Origin of the sequence: Roseibacillus persicicus, from assembly GCF_014651675.1 — a bacterium.
GTDB lineage: Bacteria > Verrucomicrobiota > Verrucomicrobiia > Verrucomicrobiales > Akkermansiaceae > Roseibacillus > Roseibacillus persicicus.
Genome location: NZ_BMXI01000015.1, coordinates 89,287 through 109,098 on the forward strand (window position 1 = coordinate 89,287; position 19,812 = coordinate 109,098).

At 54.5% G+C, this 19,812-nt stretch carries 17 protein-coding genes; 9 read left to right on the forward strand and 8 right to left on the reverse strand.

Annotation, left to right across the window (positions count from 1 at the left end; genetic code table 11):
* Positions 1–154 precede the first annotated feature (154 nt).
* Together IE099_RS16265 and IE099_RS16270 are read left to right on the forward strand one after the other, a co-directional pair.
* Positions 155–1,570, forward strand: a complete 1,416-nt coding sequence (locus IE099_RS16265; protein ID WP_189572175.1) for a sulfatase family protein — start codon at positions 155–157, stop codon at positions 1,568–1,570.
* 127 nt (positions 1,571–1,697) lie between these two features.
* Positions 1,698–3,452 (forward strand): sulfatase, encoded by a 1,755-nt coding sequence (locus IE099_RS16270; protein ID WP_189572178.1) that lies wholly within the window; start codon positions 1,698–1,700, stop codon positions 3,450–3,452.
* Positions 3,453–3,619: 167 nt separating this feature from the next.
* Here the strand turns inward: IE099_RS16270 and IE099_RS16275 are convergent, their stop codons facing one another.
* The gene (locus tag IE099_RS16275; RefSeq protein WP_189572181.1) at positions 3,620–4,633 is read right to left on the reverse strand and encodes a PDDEXK nuclease domain-containing protein; all 1,014 of its coding nucleotides are present in this window, start codon (positions 4,631–4,633) and stop codon (positions 3,620–3,622) included.
* A gap of 806 nt (positions 4,634–5,439) precedes the next feature.
* Here IE099_RS16275 and IE099_RS16280 point away from each other — a divergent pair.
* Positions 5,440–6,378 (forward strand): glycoside hydrolase family 25 protein, encoded by a 939-nt coding sequence (locus IE099_RS16280; RefSeq protein ID WP_189572183.1) that lies wholly within the window; start codon positions 5,440–5,442, stop codon positions 6,376–6,378.
* A 411-nt stretch (positions 6,379–6,789) separates the two neighbouring features.
* On the opposite strand, the gene IE099_RS16290 is transcribed toward IE099_RS16280, so the two are convergent.
* From IE099_RS16290 to IE099_RS16300, 3 genes are all read right to left on the reverse strand, one after another.
* Positions 6,790–7,308: a PEP-CTERM sorting domain-containing protein gene (locus tag IE099_RS16290; RefSeq protein WP_189572186.1), complete on the reverse strand. Its 519-nt coding sequence runs from the start codon at positions 7,306–7,308 to the stop codon at positions 6,790–6,792.
* Positions 7,309–7,667: 359 nt separating this feature from the next.
* Complete coding sequence (locus tag IE099_RS16295; RefSeq protein ID WP_189572189.1) at positions 7,668–8,606, reverse strand: type I restriction enzyme HsdR N-terminal domain-containing protein; 939 nt, start codon at positions 8,604–8,606, stop codon at positions 7,668–7,670.
* Between the two features lie 437 nt (positions 8,607–9,043).
* Positions 9,044–9,463: a VOC family protein gene (locus tag IE099_RS16300; protein WP_189572191.1), complete on the reverse strand. Its 420-nt coding sequence runs from the start codon at positions 9,461–9,463 to the stop codon at positions 9,044–9,046.
* An 86-nt stretch (positions 9,464–9,549) separates the two neighbouring features.
* On the opposite strand from IE099_RS16300, the gene IE099_RS16305 reads away from it, so the two are divergent.
* The 5 genes from IE099_RS16305 to IE099_RS16325 all read left to right on the forward strand — a co-directional run bounded on the left by IE099_RS16305 (position 9,550) and on the right by IE099_RS16325 (position 15,087).
* Positions 9,550–10,608 (forward strand): isocitrate/isopropylmalate dehydrogenase family protein, encoded by a 1,059-nt coding sequence (locus IE099_RS16305; RefSeq protein ID WP_189572194.1) that lies wholly within the window; start codon positions 9,550–9,552, stop codon positions 10,606–10,608.
* 138 nt (positions 10,609–10,746) lie between these two features.
* Complete coding sequence (locus IE099_RS16310; RefSeq protein ID WP_189572196.1) at positions 10,747–11,391, forward strand: cyclase family protein; 645 nt, start codon at positions 10,747–10,749, stop codon at positions 11,389–11,391.
* A 2-nt stretch (positions 11,392–11,393) separates the two neighbouring features.
* On the forward strand, positions 11,394–12,800 hold the full coding sequence (locus IE099_RS16315) for a four-carbon acid sugar kinase family protein (RefSeq protein ID WP_189572199.1): 1,407 nt from the start codon (positions 11,394–11,396) through the stop codon (positions 12,798–12,800).
* A complete protein-coding gene (locus tag IE099_RS16320) occupies positions 12,797–13,843 on the forward strand; it encodes a Gfo/Idh/MocA family protein (protein ID WP_189572202.1) in 1,047 nt (348 codons plus the stop codon). Before IE099_RS16315 ends, IE099_RS16320 begins: the two co-directional genes overlap by 4 nt.
* Positions 13,840–15,087, forward strand: a complete 1,248-nt coding sequence (locus IE099_RS16325; RefSeq protein WP_189572205.1) for an MFS transporter — start codon at positions 13,840–13,842, stop codon at positions 15,085–15,087. The genes IE099_RS16320 and IE099_RS16325 overlap by 4 nt, the downstream gene beginning before the upstream one ends.
* A gap of 26 nt (positions 15,088–15,113) precedes the next feature.
* Here IE099_RS16325 and IE099_RS16330 read toward each other — a convergent pair whose 3' ends face one another.
* Entirely contained in the window at positions 15,114–15,929 is an 816-nt protein-coding gene (locus tag IE099_RS16330) for a PEP-CTERM sorting domain-containing protein (protein WP_189572209.1), read from the reverse strand.
* Between the two features lie 287 nt (positions 15,930–16,216).
* Here IE099_RS16330 and IE099_RS16335 point away from each other — a divergent pair, with 287 nt between their 5' ends.
* Entirely contained in the window at positions 16,217–17,422 is a 1,206-nt protein-coding gene (locus IE099_RS16335) for a putative glycoside hydrolase (RefSeq protein WP_229809551.1), read from the forward strand.
* Here IE099_RS16335 and ispD read toward each other — a convergent pair.
* The 3 genes from ispD to IE099_RS16350 all read right to left on the reverse strand — a co-directional run bounded on the left by ispD (position 17,400) and on the right by IE099_RS16350 (position 19,786).
* Positions 17,400–18,086: a 2-C-methyl-D-erythritol 4-phosphate cytidylyltransferase gene (ispD, locus tag IE099_RS16340; RefSeq protein ID WP_189572214.1), complete on the reverse strand. Its 687-nt coding sequence runs from the start codon at positions 18,084–18,086 to the stop codon at positions 17,400–17,402. The two genes, IE099_RS16335 and ispD, sit on opposite strands and share 23 nt — an antisense overlap.
* A gap of 17 nt (positions 18,087–18,103) precedes the next feature.
* Positions 18,104–18,559, reverse strand: a complete 456-nt coding sequence (locus IE099_RS16345) for a GatB/YqeY domain-containing protein (protein WP_189572217.1) — start codon at positions 18,557–18,559, stop codon at positions 18,104–18,106.
* 117 nt (positions 18,560–18,676) lie between these two features.
* Complete coding sequence (locus IE099_RS16350) at positions 18,677–19,786, reverse strand: type IV pilus twitching motility protein PilT (RefSeq protein WP_189572220.1); 1,110 nt, start codon at positions 19,784–19,786, stop codon at positions 18,677–18,679.
* Between the last annotated feature and the right edge of the window lie 26 nt (positions 19,787–19,812).

Genomic DNA, 19,812 nt, shown 5'->3' on the forward strand with positions numbered 1-19,812 from the left:
GGCTGAGGTTTGGTTTTCGCGGAAAACGTGTCGAGCGAGGCTTCTTTGTGTCGAAATTGTTGCGTGCGGAGCGGCGAATTGGCTTCAATCGTCAGAAGATTTCCCCATCGAGTCTTCTTGTATAGGTCTTTGAGCAAAAAGCGTATAAAGAATCATGACCCTTCGAACGATACTTCTTTCCGCTCTGGTGGTGTTCTCGGTGCCGCACCTGACGGCCGAGGACCGTCTGCCAAACATCGTCGTGATTCTGGCGGATGACCTTGGTTACGGGGATTTGAGTTGTTACGGGGCTTCCCGGATCTCGACTCCCAATATCGACCTGCTGGCGAAAGAGGGGATGAAGATGAGCGATGCGCACTCGGCGGCGTCGTTGTGTTCGCCCTCGCGTTACGGGGTGTTGACGGGGAAGGCTCCCTGGCGCCTGCATAAGAAGGGGAATGGTTACCGGATCGCCTCGGGTCAGCCCACGATGGCATCTTTCTTGAAAGAGCATGGCTACGTCTCGGCCGCGATTGGGAAGTGGCACTTGGGCTACAGCAAGGATTGGAACCAGTTGCCGATTACCGGACCTTTGGAGGTCGGGTTCGACTATCACTTTGGCGTTCCTCAGAATCACAACGATTCCACCCGGGCCTTCATCGAGAATCACGACCTCGTGGGTCGCAAGCCGGGGGAGGAGTTCCGCATCGTGGAAGGGCAGGATTTTCCCGATGGATTGGCCGAGCCCCGCGTGGATGACCAAGTCGACACTACCCTGACGAACAAGGCGGTGGACTTTATCCGTAAAAATGCCGGGGGGCCGTTCTTTCTCTACTTCACCCCCTGCGCCCCGCACACCCACGTGACTCCTGCAGAGGACTTCCGGGGCACGAGTAAGGCCGGGCTCTACGGTGACCATATTCAAGAACTGGACGCGCATGTGGGGACCTTGCTGCGCACGCTGGAGGACTTGGAATTGACTGAGGAGACGATTGTCATTTTCACCAGCGACAATGGCTCCACGCCCAAGGACTTCAAGGGGACACATGGGGTGAATCTGAACCTCGCAAGCGAAGCCGGCGAGGTGCGTAAGAAGTTTCGCACCGCCAAGGAGGACGCCAAGAAGATGGGGCACGTCACCAATGGAATCTGGAAAGATGGCAAGGGTCATCCCTACGAGGGTGGTCACCGCGTGCCCTTCGTGGTGCGTTGGCCTGGAAAGATCGCGGCGGGGAGCGAGTCCGATGCGCTCTTGACCCTCACCGACTTGTTCGCCACTGCGGCGGATGTGATTGATGAGGAGCTGCCCGAGAACGGAGCCGAGGATTCCTTCTCGGTCCTGCCCGTCTTTTTGGGAGAAGGGCAGCCCGAGCGTTCCGCGATTTTCATCCAAGGCGATGGCAAGGATGAGGCGATCTCGGTCTGTGCTGGCCAGTGGAAGCTGATTGCGCGGGCGGAGGGCAGCGAGCTCTATGACCTGAGCCAAGACCCGGGCGAGTCGAACAACCTTTTGGAAGAAAAACCGGAAGTTGCTGCGCGTTTGCGGGCTGCTCTCAACGAGGCAGAGAGCAAGGGACGGACCCGGCCTTAGGTTGACTATCGTTTCTTGTCGCAGGTGAACGTGGATAAACGCAGTTTTTCCGAGACTTGGCTTGGAAAGTGGTGTGATTGGGTGCGGTTCGTTGGGATTCGCATATCTGGTAAAGAGTTTGAATTTCATGAACGCACCCACTCGTCTTTTTTCCCTGTTAGGCTTCGCACTCTTTTCAGGCTTCGGCATTTCGCAAGCGGCGGAGCGCCCGAATGTCCTCTTCATCGCAGTGGACGATTTGCGTCCGGCGATTGGCTGCTATGGCGATGCGATTGCGGTCACTCCAAACCTTGACCGGCTGGCAAAGAGGGGGGTGCAGTTCAACAACGCCTACTGCCAGGTCGCGGTGTGCAATCCTTCGCGGGCCAGTTTGATGACGGGCTTGCGTCCCGATAATCTAGGGGTCTGGACTTTGCCGGTGCACTTTCGCGAGGCCAAGCCTGACGCGGTCACCATCCCGCAGTGGTTTCGGAAGTTCGGCTACACCGCGGTGAGCCATGGCAAGATTTTCCACAATCCCACCCCCGACCCGCAGTCCTGGAGCGAGCCCATCCGCCCGCTGCCGTCTTTGCCCTTTCCCTATCCCAAAGGCACGCGCGAGCTCATCAAGGAAGCGGCGGCCAAGCTGCCGGCGCGGGATTGGCGCAAGAAGAGTCTCCGTCCGCCCAGCACTGGCGCGCCCGAGCTGCCGGATGACAAGCTGCTCGACGGAGCCCGCACCCTGATGGCGATTGATGACCTCCGGCGCTTGGGACAGGCACCCGAGCCCTTCTTTTTGGCGATGGGCTACATTCGCCCGCACCTGGCCTGGGTCGCGCCCAAGAAGTATTGGGACCTTTATGAGCCTGCCACTCTTCCGGTTCTAACAGACGAAACTATCACCCCCGATACGCCCGCCTACGCGCTGCACAACAATAGCGAGCTGACCCACTATGTGGACCTGATTGACTTGCCGCGTCCTTGGCAGGAGGAGACCGTCGCGGAGGACAAGGCGCGCCAACTGGCGCATGCCTATTACGCCTGTGTCAGCTATGTCGATGCCCAGATTGGGCTGCTGTTAGATGCGCTCGATGAGGAAGGGCTGGCTGACAACACCATCATCGTGCTGTGGAGTGACCACGGCTGGAAGCTGGGGGAATATCGTGGATGGGGGAAGATGACCAACTACGAGATCGATGCCCGCGTGCCCCTGTTCATCGCTGCTCCGGGCCTGCAGACCGCCGGGCAGCAGAGTGACCAGCTGGTGGAGCTGCTCGATCTTTATCCCACCCTTTGCGACTTGGCGGGAATCGACAAGCCGGACTTCGTGGATGGGCGCAGCTTGCTGCCGGTGCTGGAAAATGTGGAGCAGGCGGTTCGCGAGGGCGCGGTGAATCAATACTATCGGCGTTGGGAGGGGCGGGAATACATGGGCTATTCCATCCGCAGCCAAGAGTATCGCCTCGTCGAGTGGCGGGACTTTACCACGGGCGAAGTGACCGCCCGCGAGCTCTACGACCATCGCAGTGAGCATTCCGAGAAAGAGAATATCGCCGAATCCGCCGAGCCTCAGGTGGTGGAGGGGCTGACCGCCGAGTTGCTCAAGACCCATCCGCGGAAGGGGTTCAGCCTCGTGCCCACCGTTCATTCCAATCCCGCCCCCGGGCGACTGGAGGCCAAGTTGACGATTGCGAATCACAGCGAGAGCGAGCTTTTTATCTATCCCATTACGCCTCTCGGCTACCGATCCCGTCCTCAGACGAGAAAGCTCAAGCCTACTGAAACCCTCACCCTGGATTCCAGCATCGGCTCCGTCTACGTCATCGAGAGCGCCGATGGAAAAGTCCACCAAATCCACTCCCCGGCTTTTCCCGAAGCGGTGGTGGAGGTGAAGGGGCATTAGGGAAGAGACCGCGAAACTGGCAAAAATCGCGAAACCGGAACGGGATAAACAACTTCGCTCCTTTAGCCATTCTAGTGGACTCTAAATCACCACGGACCGGCCTCGTTCCGAGTGGAATTGTCAGAAGTCCCGAAGTTGCTGTTGCTCACAGTTGGAGATTTGGCCACTTATTGCTCTTCGTCCAGTTGACTCAGTTCTAGGAATTCGTGGAGCTTTGCTTGCAAGAGTTTTTTGTCGGGCAGTTTGGTTTCGTAGTGGGCAATGAGGGCCGGAGAAAGCGAGCGACTCAAGGCATACTCCACGACTTCGTCATCTTTGCTGGCGCAAAGGAGGAGACCGATGCTGGGGTTTTCGTGCTCTTTCCTGATGTCGCGGTCGAGCGCCTCCAGGTAGAAATTCAGCTTCCCCAGGTGCTCGGGTTCGAAACGTCCGACTTTGAGTTCGATGGCAACCAGACAGTTCAGCTCGCGGTGGAAGAAGAGAAGATCGAGGGCGAAGTCCTGATTGCCCACTTGGATGGGGTGCTCCGAACCGATGAAGCAAAAATCCCGCCCGAGTTCGGTTAGGAACTCGCGGATTTTTTGGATGAGTCCTTGGTGAAGATCGTTTTCGGAGTGGGCAGCGGGTAGATCGAGGAATTCTACGAGATAAGAGTCTTTGAAAATCGATTCCGCAGAGGGGTGCAACTGGTTCACCACTGGTGAGATATCTGGGGAGCTGAGAGCAACTCTCTCAAAAAGTGCGCCCTTGAGTTGTCGCTCCAGCTCGCGGCTGGACCACTCTTCCTTTTCTACCATGTTGAGGTAAAAGTTCCGTTCTTCCGGGCTTTTGCATTGGCTGATGATCAAAAGATGATGAGTCCAACTCAATTGTCTCGGCAGTGCTGAGACAATTTCCAGGTCCGGGTAAACCTCAAAGAATTGGCGCATTCGATAGAGATTTGGCCGAGTGAAACCTCTCAACCCTGGTTGGCTCACTTTCAGGTAGGCGGCCAATTGTTCGATCGTTTTCTTTCCCCATCCATTTGTTTCAATCTTCCTGCTTAAGATTCTGCCCACCTCCCAGTAAAGGGACACAAGCTCGTGGTTGACGGCTTGGAGGGCGCGCCTCCTGCGTTCACTCACCAAGGTCGCAATCTTTGAAAAATCGCTTTGTTCAGAAGGTGTCAGTTCGTGGCTCATCCTGATTTTGTTCTTTTGAACATTATTAGAGGATCAGCCAAAGAAGCAAGCATGTTTGTCGCGGTGGAACTCCGCCAGTGCGCTCGGCAGAGATGGGGTTGTCGAAGCCCGGCTCGGTCATCTCGTCGGCGGACTGAGAAACCGAGTCGAAGGCGAACCGGAGAGCAACGGAGATGGCCGCAGGCAAACAGGTAACCCGCAGGGTTGAGCGTCAGCCCAAGAATGCCCAATTGGAGCAGAGCCAGCCTCTTTGGCTAACTCCTCCCTGCGAGCACCCTTTCTCTTTTCCGCGATCTTTGCAGGCCCTAATTGAGATTGCGAAACCATCCCCTCCTTTCCCTCATCACTGGCCGTTTCAACCCCTTTACCAAATTGAAGCAAAAGCTCTTGGAGGATTTGAGCCACCGTCCGAGCCTGCTGCTGCAGATTCGGACCCTGCCCCTTCGACGCAATCTTCTTCAAGAAAAGCGGAATCGAATCCGGTTCCCGAGGAGAATTTCCTGACTTTAGGCAAAAATCGATAAAGAATCGGCACCATTTCAAAGGATAACCCACCTCTGATCGACTGAACTGACGGCGGGTCAACTCCTGTCTCAAAACAGCTTCAATCTAAAGTGGAATCGGTCGCATGGAATGATATCAAGGGGCTGAATATCATCCACTTGCAGAATGATATCCAGACAAGAAATAAAGAGAAACCTTGATTCCTGCCATGTTTCTCAACATTTTTCACAAAGATTTCTGGAGATATCTAGGGGTCTGGGTAATAAATTGTTCTGCTAAAATAACCCAACCAACTAAAAAATATGACATATACGAAATACATCGTTCTAGCAGCCTTATCGTTAGGCGCTGCATGCACATCTACTCCACAGTCTCAACCAGAAAGAGTCAATCTAATTGCAAACGTTTCGGAGTATGACCCCAAAAAAGACGTTAAAGATAAAGAATCTCCTATAAATACAAATGGTGAATTTTCGGACTTTGATGCTAAATACATAAAATCACAAGGTGTAGACGCCCTAATAGCTAGAGCAACTACTGTTTCTGGAGATAATTTATACAAGAACTATAAAGGCTTGAAAATTCTTGATAACGATAGACGTTTTTCTGATTTCATGAAAGCTGCTGATCAGGCTGGATTACGATTAGGAGCCTATCATCTTTTAAGACCAAATGAAGATCCAGTAAAGCAAGCTGATTACTATCTTGAAACAATCAAAGATTGCTATGAAAATAGAAAACTTAAAAACGCTAAGTTTTTAATGGTTCTTGATGCAGGATTCTCATCTGTGCCTGGTAAAGTCGCAAAAAGAGACGGTATAGATCCAAAAACTATTAGGCAACGTGTTACTGAGAAAGAGGTCATAACATTCATTAAACGTATTTATGAAAAAACGGGGAAATATCCATTCTATTATCCAGAAGGAGGAGCTTCTTATGGCGAGATCGCCAGTTGGTCTCAACCATCAAAAAAACTTCTACTGAAATGTCCATTATGGATTCCTAGATTTACAGAAATTGATCCGTTTAAAGGAAGAAGCGTAACGCCTTGGAAAAACTGGACGATGCATCAATATGCAAGTGCTCTTAGTAGAATGGACAATAAATACTATTATTACTATCATGATAGTCTAACAGTCATTAAAAGGAATAATAATATCATACCCCTGGAGCTTAGTCGATGGAATAAAAGCATCCCATCGGAGTTATGGGATGATCATTCTTACGATGCTTCAAAATAAAAACTAAACAAAAAGGCAGAACAAGGCGCTGCACCTAATCCCTGACCCGCCCCGATGTTACGTTTTATGACCATTCAACCATCAACCAAAAGTCTACGCTCGCCCTCTGGTCAGGGATAGGTGAGCTATGACGTTCTTGCGGATCGCGGCTACGATTCGGATATGTTGAGAAAGCAGGTTCTCGACGATGGAGGAGTTGCTCTTATCCCTCCAAAGAAGAATCGACGCAAACCGGTTCTCTACTTCCCTCACATTGGGAAGTAGAGGCATGTCGTTGAAAATTACTTCTGTCGTATCAAACGATACCGTCGAGTTCCTACGCGCTACGACCGTCTCAGCGAGACCTACATAGCGTTCGTATCTCTCGCGTCCTTAATGAATTGGCTCAAATAATCAATTTGTCCATCCGGCCTAAACAGTTCGAAAACGTCGAGACCCGAGACCAAGGGCTCCAAATGACACAAGAAAAATATGAGAAGGTTCGGGCACAGAAAAAGTCTGAATAATTGCGCTATCACCAGCCCATGTAACAAATACGGTTTCTTCTTCAACCATTCCTAGGCTCGACAGAGTAGCCCCATGAAAAACAGCAGTTTCATTAACGCTTCCTATTAAAGGAGCCGTATCGACCATTTGAAGATAATAAGTTCTTTGAAAATTAAAAGTTGAATAGAAAAAAAATGGGGAACTGGTTGAAACACTTGATGCTGAGAAGAGCGATCCGGTTCCAGTCAAACCTTTCGAGAATTCTACCCTAAATGAATTGGCTGCAGTAGTTGTCTCCCATCCAAAGACCCCCCCTAGTATACCCGGTGAAGCAGAAGCATTCGCCCCAAGCTGAATACTTGCAACTGAGGGGGTCAGGGCAGAAAAATCATAGGCTCCAATTGCTGTCATGGTCAAGTCCGTGCCATCGTCATAGATAGACATTGTGAAAGCGGCATCTAGATATCCTGCGAGGGAACCTAAAGTAATTAGAGAGAAATAATTTCGGCGCACTTAGCGAGTAGGTAATCTGTAAAATGACAGCAGTAAAGAATAAAATAACGAGAACAACGGCACAAAAAATGTCAGACGCTGTAACTATTAGTTCAGGTGATCTTAAAAAGTGACCACTGCTATTCTCGCAGGTGATTCGGTTTTTTTCCGTTGCTGGTATCTCTCCATCTCGATGGCGGCCTTCCGAAAGTGTCGCGAGAATATCTCTATCTTGCCGACGAATTACTAAAAGATGTTCAGATTAGGTATCACCTTCCAGCAAGCTCCTGGCTCCGTTTCCCGGGACCACTTCATTCTTCCGGGGTCTGGGCGATGTAGCGTCGCTTTCGCCCGGAACAATAGGGGTGTTGAGAGCAACGTTGCAGAAAAGAGGGGTCTGATTTGGAGAGTTCCGTGAGGGCCGTCACCATGGCTTCTTTCGCATTGGCGTAGGGGAAGGCTTTGCCCGAAATGATGAGATGCCCGTGACGATTGGAAGACGAGGAGGGCTTCGGTTCTGCCTGAGGGGTTTGAGGAGGCCGAACCGAGTTTGTCGGTTTGGTGGGAGGAGTTTGAGAAACCACTGGTCGCCTCAAATTTGTGAGGAAGTCGGTGACGTCATCATCATCGGGACGAAAACCTGCTTTTGATTCGACCGCGTCGGCTAGCAGCTCAACGAGCGTTTCATCTCCGTTTTCAATCAGTTCGTGCCAGGCCTCAGGAATGGCGGAGCGGGCGACGGAACGGCGATTCCGGCTGCGGTATTCTCTCCGGGCGTTTTCCAAGGCTTCGCCTGATTTCACGCGATCGTTTTCCAGGTATCTTGTGAGGACGGCAGCCCCTTGTTCTGCTTCTCGCTCAAAGAGATCCAGCTTGTAAACTCTCCGATCCTCGTAGGAACCCTGTTCAGCAGGAAGGTAGAAGGACCAGGTTTTTCCGTCGGTGAGCACGATGAAGGGGACGCCGGTGTGGAAGGCATACTCGAGAGCTTGCCTGACCCCGTTCTCAGCCTTGCCGGGCTGTTTGACCTCGATGAAAATTGAGGGTTTGGAGGGTGGGTAGCACAGGGCAAAGTCCGCGCGACCCTCGCCGGTCTGAAACTCGGGCCATACGACATTTGTATCGTAAACATCCCAGCCGAGTTCTTGCAGCAGCCTCAGCACAATGCCTTGCGAGATCGCTTGTTCGTTTGGGAAACGGCCTTGGCGCAGCTTTGAGGTGACATCGGAGAGGACTTCAATGAGTGACATTTCTGTTAGGCGATTCGGAGTTGGTTGAAATTTGAGGGCGTGGCTCGGTGCTTTCGGGGCAATTTGCCGGGCGGTGGATGCGGGGAGAGAAGTTTGATGTTTAGTAGTCTTCTAACAGATAATGAAAACTAAAAAAGAATTATGAATGTCCCGAGATAGGGACTCAATTGCGGGTTTCGGGAAAATGGGGGGCGGCGAATAGGGAATGCGCCTTGGATTCTTGCTTCTTTCGCCTCTTTTTAGCAGGGGAGCGACCCGCACGGGTTTTTGTCTCGTGACCGTGTATCCTTCCTCCACTTTCTTCGAAAGTGGTTGGGGAGGTAGAGCTGGATTCGGGGAGGGGCCGCGAAACGGGCGAAAGTTCCGGAACCGGGACGAAACTGATTCCGAGATTTTGGGGCTACCGGCCTGTTTTGTGAGACGCTTCTTGGCGCATTTTACTTTTCTGATGGGGCAGTGGGGCGGGCGGTCATTTCCCAGAGGACTCCGCGGGTCTGAGAGGGCTCGATGAAGGCTGCTTCACCGTTCTGCGGCGCAGGATGGGGTTCGTTGGGTTTGGGCGCGAGTTGATAGTCGGCTAGCTTGGCCATTGCGGCACGGGTGTCGTCGACGCCCCAGCAAAGGTGGTGGATGTGCTCTCCTTTTTCTGCCAACTGGCTTTGCAAAGGATGGTCTTCGCTGAGGGGCTGCACGAGTTGGAGTTTGACGTTTCCGGCATTGAGATGGGTCAGGCGGACTCCGACTTCAGGGAGCTCTTCACTGAGGAGCAGCTCTAGTTTGAGAGTGTCGCGGTAGAAGGTGAGGGCTTCCTCGGTGTCTTTGACGAGAATGGCGACATGATCGAGATGATTGAACATATCTCCAGCCTGCCCGAGCCAAATTTCGAAGCAATCTCTTTTGGCGCAAGATTCTCGCTAGGCGTGAGGCAAAAATTCTGAACATAATGATCCTTGTGAGTCAGCCGAACTATAACATAGCTGTTCTTCCCGGAGACGGGATTGGTCCCGAAGTGACGTCTGCTGCGGTGGCGGTCCTGGATGCCCTACAGGCCAGCGGACCGGGTTTTTCCTTGAGCTATAGCGAGCATTCCGTGGGGGCCGGGGAGTTTTTGAAGTCGGGAAATCCCTTGCCGGATGAGGCCTTCGAAGCCTGCCGGGCGTCGCATGCGGTTCTTTTGGGGGCCATGGGCTTGCCTGGAGTGCGTTGGCCGGACGGACGTGAGATGACGCCGCAGATTGATTTGCGCGAGCGTCTCGATCTGTATGCCGGCCCCCGTCCGATCTATCTGTATTCGGCGGATGATTCGCCATTGCGGGGCTATCAGCCCGGCGAAATCGATTTCGTCATTGTGCGGGAAAATACCGAAGGGCTCTTTTCGGCGAGAGGATCGGTTCAGCCCGAGGATCGCTTGTCGGCCAGTGATGTGCTGCATCTTACGCGGAAGGGCTGCGAGCGGATCTGCCGCTATGCCTTTGAAGAAGCGATGCGCAGGCGCAAGAAATGCAGTTTGGTGGATAAGGCGAATGTCTTGCCCACGATGGTGTTTTTCCGGGAGATTTTCGATGAGGTCGCGAAAGACTTTCCGGAAGTTGCTACGGAGCATATTTATGTCGATGCGGCGGCCTTGTTTCTCGTGCAGCGGCCGCAGAGTTTCGACGTGCTGGTGACCGAGAATATGTTCGGGGATATTCTGTCGGACCTCGCCGCCGGCTTGGTGGGGGGAATGGGGATGGCCCCATCGGGAGACATCGGCACGGATTGCGCGGTCTTTCAGCCATCCCATGGCACGGCGCCGGATATCGCCGGGCAAGGGAAGGCCAATCCGGTGGGGACGATTCTGTCGGCGGCGCTCATGTTGGATTGGCTGGGCGAAAAGGAGGCCGCGATTCGGATCCAGAAAGCGGTGAAGATGGCTTTGAGCAATCCCGCGCACCGCACCCCCGATATGGGAGGGAAGGAGTCGACTGGGTCTCTCACCGAAAAAATCATTGCGAACCTTTAATGGTCTAACAATCCGATGAACGAAAAAATTTTAATCAGTAGCAGGAAAGGAAAGTGTTGCTCTTTTGCGCATCACACTTGGCAAGCTTCTCTGATGCTTTGCGAAATTCAGTCCGGGAAGAACACGTAGTCATTCTTTATGCTGATTGATCTGACTGCCACTCTGACTCCCGAAACGCCCGGCGTTTCGTGGGAAAGTGCGAAGGATTTGGAGCGCGACGGGTGGAATGCGCGCCTTTTGCATCTCTATTCCCACAGTGGAACGCACATGGATGCACCACGTCACTTTGGATGCAGCCATGAGATTGGGACCACGATTGACGAGCTCCCACTTGAGACTTTTCTGGGACCAGCGAGGGTTATTCATTTGGATGTTAGCGCGGGGGAACTGCTGCAGCCCGTGCACTTGGGAGAGTTGGCTGCTGACTTTGTCCCGGGGCAAGCGTTGTTGCTCCATACCGGATGGGCGGCGCATCGGGGGAATCTCGAAGTGTTTCGCAACCAGCTGCCGAGAGTCTCGGTGGAATTGGCCAGGTGGTGTGTGGAAAAGAAGGTGCGGGTTCTCGGGGTGGAGCCTCCCTCGGTGGCCGATGTAAACGATCTCGCGGAGGTTACCAAAATCCACGAGATCCTTTTGTCGGGAGGGGTGACCATTGTGGAAGGTCTGATCAATCTGGACCAGCTACCCGGTGAGGTAGAATTCACCTTGGGTGCTTTTCCTCTGAAAATTGAAGGGGGAGATGGTTCTCCCTGCCGCGCATTCGCTCATCTGAATTCCTATTGATCATGACCTTGGCAGAACTCACCAAAGACTTGGCGGCTCCCTGGCCGGAGGAGCTTGGCGCCGCTAATCGGGAGAAGTTACTTGCTTCGGGAAAGACCCTGGTTGTCTTGGACGATGACCCGACCGGAACCCAGACGGTTTCGGACCTTCCTGTTCTAACAAGTTGGAGCGTGGAGGAGTTGCGGGAAGAGTTTACGCGGGGGACTCCGGTCTTTTACCTTCTGACCAATTCGCGCGCTTTGACGGAGGGACAAACGGAATCTTTGCATCGCGAAATTGGAGGAAATCTCTTGCGGGCAGGGCGGGAAGCCGGGCGCGAGTTTCTGGTGATCAGTCGGAGCGATTCTACTCTGCGGGGACACTATCCACTGGAGGTTGATACCTTGAGCGAGTCCTTGCAGTTGGAGAAACCGCTGGTGTTTTTTCTCCCTTTTTTCGAGGCGGGTGGGCGATTGACGCTCAACGGGACGCATTACGTGGTGGAAAAGGGGGAGGCGGTTCCCGCTCATGAAACTCCTTTTGCGCAAGACAATGCCTTCCCGTTTTCGTCCTCGTATTTGCCGGATTATCTCGTGGAAAAGTCCGGAGGAACAGTCGCCCTCGAGCAGGTGGTGCACCTTCCGCTCGCGTTGCTGCGGGAAGGCGGACCGGGAGAGGTCCAACGGGTGCTGGAGGCGGCTGATGCTGGGGCCGTTTGTATCGTGGATGCGCTCGAGTTGCGGGACTTGGAGGTTCTGGTGAGTGTTTTACCAGCGGTCGAGGCCGCACGCCCTGTTCTCTACCGATCGGCTGCTTCCTTTGTGCAAGCTCGCGCAGGGCTGGCGACCCGAGACCTGCTGGCACCCCTCGAATTGGCCGATCCCGAGGAGAACGATCATGGCGGACTGATTGTGGTGGGCTCGCATGTGCCCAAGACCACCGCTCAGCTGGAGTCCCTTTTGCAAGGGGCGGAGGTGGAAGCTTTGGAGCTATCGGTCCCGAAGTTGTTAGAGAATCCGGATGAAGTGCTCTTTCCGCTCTCGCAAGCGATGAACCAATCGATTCAGGCTGGCAAAACGGTCGTCCTATCGACCAGCCGCGAGCGTATCGATGCGGAGAGCGCGGAGAGAAACCTCTTTTTGTCGCAGACCATCTCACGCGCGTTGGTCTCTCTAGTGCAGTCCTTGGTGGTCCGCCCGCGTTTCCTGGTGGCCAAGGGGGGAATCACTTCATCGGACTTGGCGACTGATGCGATGGGGGTGAAACGGGCGCTCGTCTTGGGACAGATTTTACCCGGGGTTCCGGTTTGGCAGTTGGGCTCCGAGACTCGTTTTCCGGGGCTACCGTATATCATTTTTCCAGGCAACGTGGGGGGAGAGGACGCCCTCCTGAAGGCCTTTCAAAAGTTAGAACCTAAAAATCAATCATGAGTCGATCCCTCAAAGGCTGTATCGTGGGAGCGGGCTATTTTGCGCGCTTCCAATATCAATCCTGGCAGTCGATCCCCGAAGTGGAGATCGTGGCGAATTGCAATCGAACCCTGGAAAAAGCGGAGGCGATGGCGGCGGACTACGGGATCCCTAGTAGTTATGCCGGAGCCGATTTCGAAGAGATGTTAGTGAGGGAGAAACCGGACTTTGTGGATATCATCACTCCCCCGGAGACCCATCTCGAGTTCTGTCGAATCGCTTTCAAGCATGGGGTCCACATGATTTGTCAGAAGCCGTTGGCTCCGACTTGGGACGAGACCCTGGAGCTTCTGGAGTTGGTCAAAGCCCATCCTGAAGTGCGCTTCATGGTGCATGAGAATTGGCGTTGGCAGCCCTGGTATCGGGAGATCAAAGCGATTCTCGACTCGGGTGTTCTGGGGGATTTTCACCATCTCAATTTTCTCTGTCGTTTGGGGGATGGTTGGGGTGAGGATGCCTATCTCGCGCGACAGCCGTTCTTTCGCGACTACAAGCGACTCTTTATTTTCGAGACCGGGGTTCACTTTCTCGACACATTCCGATTTCTTTTCGGAGAAGTTTCTTCTCTCTATGCCTCGACCTCCCGCCGTAATCCCGTGATTGCGGGAGAGGATTCCGCGCTGATTGTTTGTCACTTTCGAGAAGGCGGTTCGGCGGTTCTTGATGCCAATCGCTATGGCGAACCGGATGCCTCGATCGAGAATCCCCGCTACACCTTCGGGCGGTTGCGTCTGGATTGTTCGAAAGGGAATCTCACCCTATCCGAGGAGGGAAGCATTCGGATCCAGTTGCTCGGGGAGGAGGCTACGGTGCATCCCTACAGTCCCTCACAAGAGGGCTTTGCCGGTAATTGCGTGCACGCGACCCAGCAGCACTTTGTGAAACAGTTTCTCGCCGAAGAGCCGTTCGAATCTGAAGCCCACGACTACCTGAAGTCGATTGAGCTGGTCGAACTGGCCTATCAATCAGCTGCCAACAATCAGGTTCAAAAACTGCCATCATGAAAACTCGTCACCTTCTCGTCTGCCTCACCTTTGTCCTCTCGCTTCTACTCTATATCGATCGGGCCTGCATTAGCGTGGCAAAGGACAATATTGTGGGAGAGTTCAACCTCTCCGATAAGCAATTCGGGTGGATTCTTTCAATTTTCACCTTGGGATACGCGTTGGCGCAGACGCCGTCGGGGGCGATGGCGGACAAGTATGGGCCTCGTCGGGTGTTGACGATCATCGTGGCACTTTGGTCTGCGCTCACTGCCATTACGGGAGCAGCTTTCAACTATGTTTTTCTACTCGTCACTCGTTTTGTTTTCGGCGCGGCGGAAGCGGGGGCCTTTCCTTCCTTCGCGCGCGCAACTTTCTCATGGTTTCCGGTGAAGGAGCGTGGGCTTGTGACCGGAATCAATTTCTCGGCATCCCGACTGGGAGCAGCCTTGGCTCTTCCACTGATGGTCGGATTGATCGAGGCGGCGGGATGGCGTGGCTCCTTCTATATTTTGGGTGCCATTGGAGTGGTGATTGCCGTGATTTGGTGGTTCTGGTTTCGCGATGAACCGGCGGATCACAAGTTGATGTCGGATCGCGAACGGGACTACATTCTGGAGAACCGGCAAAAGGTAGTCGCCAGCGCATCGGTTAAGCTGAAGGTGTCCGAGTTGCTTTCTTCCGGTCCTTTAAAGCTGGCAATGGTGCAGTATTTCTGCAGCAACTTCACGTTCTTCTTCTGCTTGGGGTGGCTTTTTCCTTACGTCAAAGAGACCTACAATCTGACTGCAGCCAATGCGGGTCTGGTTGCAGCCGTTCCCTTGCTGGGGGGAGCGGTTGGCAATTGTTTTTCAGGTTGGCTGGTGGACAGGATCTACAGTGGAAAGCGGCCGGAGCTTTCTCGCCGAGTTCCGGCGGTAGTTGGCTTTTTATTAGCTGCTTTGGGGTTGTTAGTGAGTGTTCACATGGAGACGGTGGGGCCAGCTATCTTCTTTTTGACCATTGCGGTGTTCGGGGCTGATATGACCTTGAGCCCCTCTTGGTCCTACTGCGTGGATATTGGGGGACGGCATGCGGGGGCCTATTCCGGCACAATGAATATGGCCGGGAATATCGGTAGCTTCGCGACGGCCTTGGCTTTTCCCTATCTCAAGGATGCCTTTGGAGTGGAGGCCTTTTTCTACGTCGCTGCAGTTCTCAATGTGGTGGCGATTGTCACTTGGACGCGGATGAAGTCTCCGCAATTGAAAGATGCAACCGCCTAGTTCGTTGCCGTAAGGGCTCTCGGCTTCTAGCGACGACGACGGAGTGTGGCAGCGGAAAAGAAGAGGAGCAGGGCGGCGGTTGAGGGTTCTGGCACGATCTGGGAGGCGGCGATGGAAAGAGTCGAGTTGAGGCTGGGAGTGTTCGCGAAAGTGACGACCGAGAGATTGCTCTCCGCGCTGTAGGCGCTGGCGTAGACCCATTCGTCCCCGCCGTTGTGGCCATCAGTCAAAGTGACCTGTAGAAAGATGTAGTCCGCGGAGCTTGCGCCAGACGGAAATACTGAAAAGGGAATCGAGAGAGCGACATCAGCGCCGTTGCCCAAGGGCTTGGCGGTTGGGGTGTAGCCTGCCGGGTTAGTTGCGTCGTTGATGTGGATCTGGTCTGCGCCATCCAGTGACCAGATGCCCAGACGCTGGGTTGCATCGTCGATGGCGTCCGCTTGCTGGTCTGCGGTGAGGTAGAACAGCGAGATTTGGGTAATTATATTTCGCTCCCGGTTGCTGTTTGCGCCGCTGCCGGAATTGTTGACCTCTTGCGCATCAAAGAAGAATTGAAACGATGCGTTTCCTCCAAATGCAGAAATCGGAACGGAGGAAAGGGCCTGCGCGGAACTCGTTGCTTGCTCATTGCCTTGATTGAGAAAGTTCGAGCTGAATGCACTCGGTCGGTTAGGATCGGACTCGGTGAATCCGGAGAAGAACGCCCCGTCGTTGACGGAAACGTAGGGAGTGCTGCCGTCAACATATACGACGGCTGCGCTGCCTGAAATCATGCTGCCGATGAGGCAGCCGCTTCCTAACAGGATCGTTAGTGTTTCTTGTGGATGTGGGTTGTTGTTCACGTTTGAAAGTTTATTATATTGAAAGGTTAAGTAAAACTAATACGGATTTAGCTGGCTTTTGCTTCAGGGTCTTTGTCTGGGCTTGAGCGCGGTTCGTGAAAATTTTGAGGTGCTTTGTGGACTGGGAGGCGAGAACAGCCCTCGTGGTATTCGCTTTCACGGCTTGGTTATTCTCCTTTTTCCAGAAGTCGCCCGCCGTTGTGTTGGTGGGAGAAGAGGGCGAAAGTTGAAAGGCGCCTTGTGATTGAGCCTTATTGGAGGGAAGCCGTGATTGGCGTCGAATGGAGATGAAGTTTCAAGAACAGGGTTGGTTGAGAATGGTGATAGCGAGCCTATTGGCTGCAGCTGTAGGCGCGGCGCAGGGGGAAGGATTCGTGGTTCGTGACGATAGTCCTTTTGCCGGGAAGGCGTATTTGCCCGAGTTCAGTTGGGAAGTGACGCCGCAGTATTTCATGTTCGGCGATGGGACCAAGGTGTTGGAGCCGGAGCAGGTCCAATCCATCGCGGAGCGAACGGATTTCATCTGTATCGAGAAGTCGCATGCTTACCGCGAATTGGGGGCGGCGGAGTTGGGAGCAAAGCATGAGGTCGCAGCCTTCAAGGCGATAAAGCCGGAAATGAAGGTGCTCTTCTATTTCAACGCGGCCTATGCTTGGCCCTTTACCTCATACAATCAGGGAATCACTCCGCAGAAAATTGACCAGCATCCCGAACTGAAAAAGTTTCTCATTGTGGATCCGAAGACCGGTGAGCTAGCCCACCGGAGAAATATCTACTGCTTCGATGTCTTAAACCCGGAATTCCGCGAGTGGTGGTCCGACACGGTGGCCCGCGGAGTCAGGGAGACGGGAGCGGACGGGGCTTTTATCGACCAGATGCACGGCTTTTCCTGGTTGCGAAAGGATAGAGCCCGGGAGGTGCAGCTGGCGATGGGTGAGATGATGGGGGCATTGAAGGAAAAGCTGGGACCCGAGAAGATTCTTTTGGCTAACAATGTAACGGACTCAAATGCGAAGCACGTCTATCCGGTGGTCGATGCGCACATGTTCGAGCACTACAACGCGAAGCTTTTGACGAAAGAAAAGTTGCTGCAGGATTGGGGGCAGATGGCTCGCTTGGCTAAAGACGGAAAGGTTTCCGTTTTTCGAATTGGGGTCGAGGCTGAGCATGAAACGACTGATGAGAATCTGGCAACGCGAGGGGAGACCATTCAGATGGAGGCGCTTGCGAGAGAGCGGCTGGAGTTCTACCAGGCCTGCTACTTGATTGGGGCTCAGCCTTATTCCTACTTTCAGTATGGCTGGGGGTGGAACTTGTCCTCGGGGTCTTTGGAGGTCTTTCCTGAGCTGCACAAACCCCTGGGGGCTCCGAAAGGCGACTTCAAGCGAACCGAACCCGCGGGTTGGGAGTTTACGCGGGAGTTCGAGCACGCGAGGGTGTGGGTGGATACCGAGGCGCGGGAGGGGCGGATTACTTGGCTGGATGAGAGCTGAGCGCGGCAGCGGCTAAAAGTTGCTCTGCAAGAATGAGGTCGCTGGGGAAGGTGACCTTGGGATTGGGGGAGGGATTGGACACCAGCTTGATGGCATGGCCGAGATGCTGGAGGGCCGAGACCTCGTCGGTAACGTGGAGACCGTCCTTGGCGACCTCCAGATAGGCCGCCTGAAGGAGTCGCACGCGAAAGCACTGGGGAGTCTCCATCGCCCAGAGATCCTCCCGGCTGACGGAGTCCTTGACGAAGTCGTCGCCATCGGCGCGCTTGAGGGTCTCGGTAATCGGGTGCGCCAGGGCTGACGAGCCGTGCACTGCGGCGGCATCGAGCGCGAGAAGGATAGACTCGGTGGAGATGAGGGGCCGGGCTCCGTCGTGGATGGCCACAATATCGCAATCGGGCGAAAGAGCGGCCAAACCGTTGGCGACCGAATCCTGCCGCTCCTTGCCTCCATCGACGTGCAGGACATGATTACGAAGTCCTGACAAGTCGAGGGAGTTAAAGCGAGCTTCGTCGGTGACGACGATGATTTGTCCCACTTCCTGACAACGATCGAAGGCGGCGAGGGAGTGGGCGAGAACGGGCTTTCCCGCCAAGGGAGCCATCAATTTGTCAAAGCCCATGCGTCGGGACGAGCCCGAGGCGACGATGATGGCAGTGGTCATGGCGGAAAGGAATTTGGCTATGCGAGCTTGTTCTGGACTGCTTGGGAAAGAGTCTTTCCGTCGGCTCGTCCTCCGGTTTTCTCTTGGAGCACTTTCATGACCTTGCCCATGTCAGCACGGGTAGTTGCTCCGGTCTCGGCGATGGATTCGGCAACGGCCTGGTCGATCTCGTCCTGAGTGAGGGCGGCGGGAAGATACTTTTCGAGGACTGCGATTTCGGATTTTTCTTTTTCCGAGAGCTCGGTGCGGCCGGCTTGCTCGAACTGGGCGATGGAATCCTGGCGTTGCTTGATCTGCTTCCGGATGACGGCGGTGGCCTCGGTGTCGTCCAGCTCGGCGTCGGCGCCTCCCTTTTCGATTGCGGAGTTCTTAATCGCGGACTTCAGGGCGCGAAGGGTGCCAAGGGCGACGGTGTCCTTGGCGCGCATTGCGTTCTTGATGTCTTCGGTGATTTGTTCGGTCAGTGTTGCCATGGGCGGGAGTGTGCAGGGATGGCGGGGGAGGAAAAGCCTTTTTGCAGGACAAAAAAAGAAGGGACGCGATGAGCGTCCCTTCGATGATTGAATCTGCTGTTAGAGAGGACCGTCCTGCTAGTGCTCGAGGGGGCTCTCTCCCGAGGCGGCACCGAGAGCCGCCATTTCAGCCGGAAGGAAACGCTTGAAGCGGGTTTTATCGATGGCCTTCATGTAGGCTTCTTCAGGGGCAATCATGCCGGCCTGGAGCTTTTGCCAAATGGCTTCATCCATAAACTGCATGCCCTCGGCCTTACCCTGGGTGATGACGTCGTAGAGCTTTTGGGTGGCACCTTCCCGAATAATGGCGGCGACCGCCGAGTTGGTGAACATGATTTCGTTCACGGCGGTTCGGCCGGGCTTGTCCACGCGTTTGCAGAGCAACTGGGCCACAATGCCCTTCAGGGAAGCGGCGAGCATGGTCCGGACTTGTGACTGCTGGTCGGCTGGGAAAACGTCAACCACCCGGTCAATGGTCTTTCGGGCGTTGTTGGTGTGCAGGGTTCCGAAGACGAGGAGACCGGTTTCCGCGGCGGTGAGGGCGAGGGAGATGGTCTCCAGGTCCCGCATCTCGCCCACCAGAACGATGTCCGCGTCCTGCCGCAGGGAGGCGCGGAGGCCGTCGGCGAAGGAGGGTGTCTGGATGGGCACCTCCCGCTGGGTGATGATGGACTTCTTGTTGCGGTGAACGAACTCGATGGGCTCTTCCACCGTGATGATGTGACGGCTGAAGTTGGTATTGATGTAGTCGAGGAGGGCCGCGAGGGTGGTGGACTTACCTGAACCCGTGGGACCGGTGACGAGCACGAGGCCGGAGCGCATGTGACCGAACTCCTTGATGACGGGTGGCAGGTTGAGGTCTTCCAGTGAGGCAATCTCGGTTGGAATCAGTCGAAAAACGGCGGCGAGACCGTGCTGCTGCTGGAGGTAGTTGCAGCGGAAACGGGAGACGTCGTCCATCTCGTATGCAAAGTCGAGGTCACCGTTTTCGAGGTAATCCGCGAAGGCATTGGGTTCGCAAATCTCGGCGAGCATCTTCTTGAAGCTTTCGCCCTCGAGAACGGGTTCGTCCGGGATAGCGGAGACTCCACCGTGGACGCGAACCTTGGGAGGTTGTCCTTGGGTGAGGTGCAGATCGGAGCCCTTGTTTTCGACAAGATATTTAAAAAGGCGGTCAATTTCGGCCATGGGAAAATCAGTTAGAGTGTGAGCAG

Coding starts and splice junctions, on each gene's coding strand:
- IE099_RS16265 (WP_189572175.1), top strand. CDS start 155: ATGACCCTTCGAACGATACTTCTTTCCGCTCTGGTGGTGTTCTCGGTG.
- IE099_RS16290 (WP_189572186.1), bottom strand. CDS start 7,308: ATGTCTATCTATGACGATGGCACGGACTTGACCATGACAGCAATTGGA.
- IE099_RS16335 (WP_229809551.1), top strand. CDS start 16,217: ATGAAGTTTCAAGAACAGGGTTGGTTGAGAATGGTGATAGCGAGCCTA.
- IE099_RS16280 (WP_189572183.1), top strand. CDS start 5,440: ATGACATATACGAAATACATCGTTCTAGCAGCCTTATCGTTAGGCGCT.
- IE099_RS16275 (WP_189572181.1), bottom strand. CDS start 4,633: ATGAGCCACGAACTGACACCTTCTGAACAAAGCGATTTTTCAAAGATT.
- IE099_RS16300 (WP_189572191.1), bottom strand. CDS start 9,463: ATGTTCAATCATCTCGATCATGTCGCCATTCTCGTCAAAGACACCGAG.
- IE099_RS16310 (WP_189572196.1), top strand. CDS start 10,747: ATGCTGATTGATCTGACTGCCACTCTGACTCCCGAAACGCCCGGCGTT.
- IE099_RS16270 (WP_189572178.1), top strand. CDS start 1,698: ATGAACGCACCCACTCGTCTTTTTTCCCTGTTAGGCTTCGCACTCTTT.
- IE099_RS16320 (WP_189572202.1), top strand. CDS start 12,797: ATGAGTCGATCCCTCAAAGGCTGTATCGTGGGAGCGGGCTATTTTGCG.
- IE099_RS16325 (WP_189572205.1), top strand. CDS start 13,840: ATGAAAACTCGTCACCTTCTCGTCTGCCTCACCTTTGTCCTCTCGCTT.
- IE099_RS16295 (WP_189572189.1), bottom strand. CDS start 8,606: ATGTCACTCATTGAAGTCCTCTCCGATGTCACCTCAAAGCTGCGCCAA.
- IE099_RS16315 (WP_189572199.1), top strand. CDS start 11,394: ATGACCTTGGCAGAACTCACCAAAGACTTGGCGGCTCCCTGGCCGGAG.
- IE099_RS16305 (WP_189572194.1), top strand. CDS start 9,550: ATGATCCTTGTGAGTCAGCCGAACTATAACATAGCTGTTCTTCCCGGA.
- IE099_RS16350 (WP_189572220.1), bottom strand. CDS start 19,786: ATGGCCGAAATTGACCGCCTTTTTAAATATCTTGTCGAAAACAAGGGC.
- IE099_RS16345 (WP_189572217.1), bottom strand. CDS start 18,559: ATGGCAACACTGACCGAACAAATCACCGAAGACATCAAGAACGCAATG.
- ispD (WP_189572214.1), bottom strand. CDS start 18,086: ATGACCACTGCCATCATCGTCGCCTCGGGCTCGTCCCGACGCATGGGC.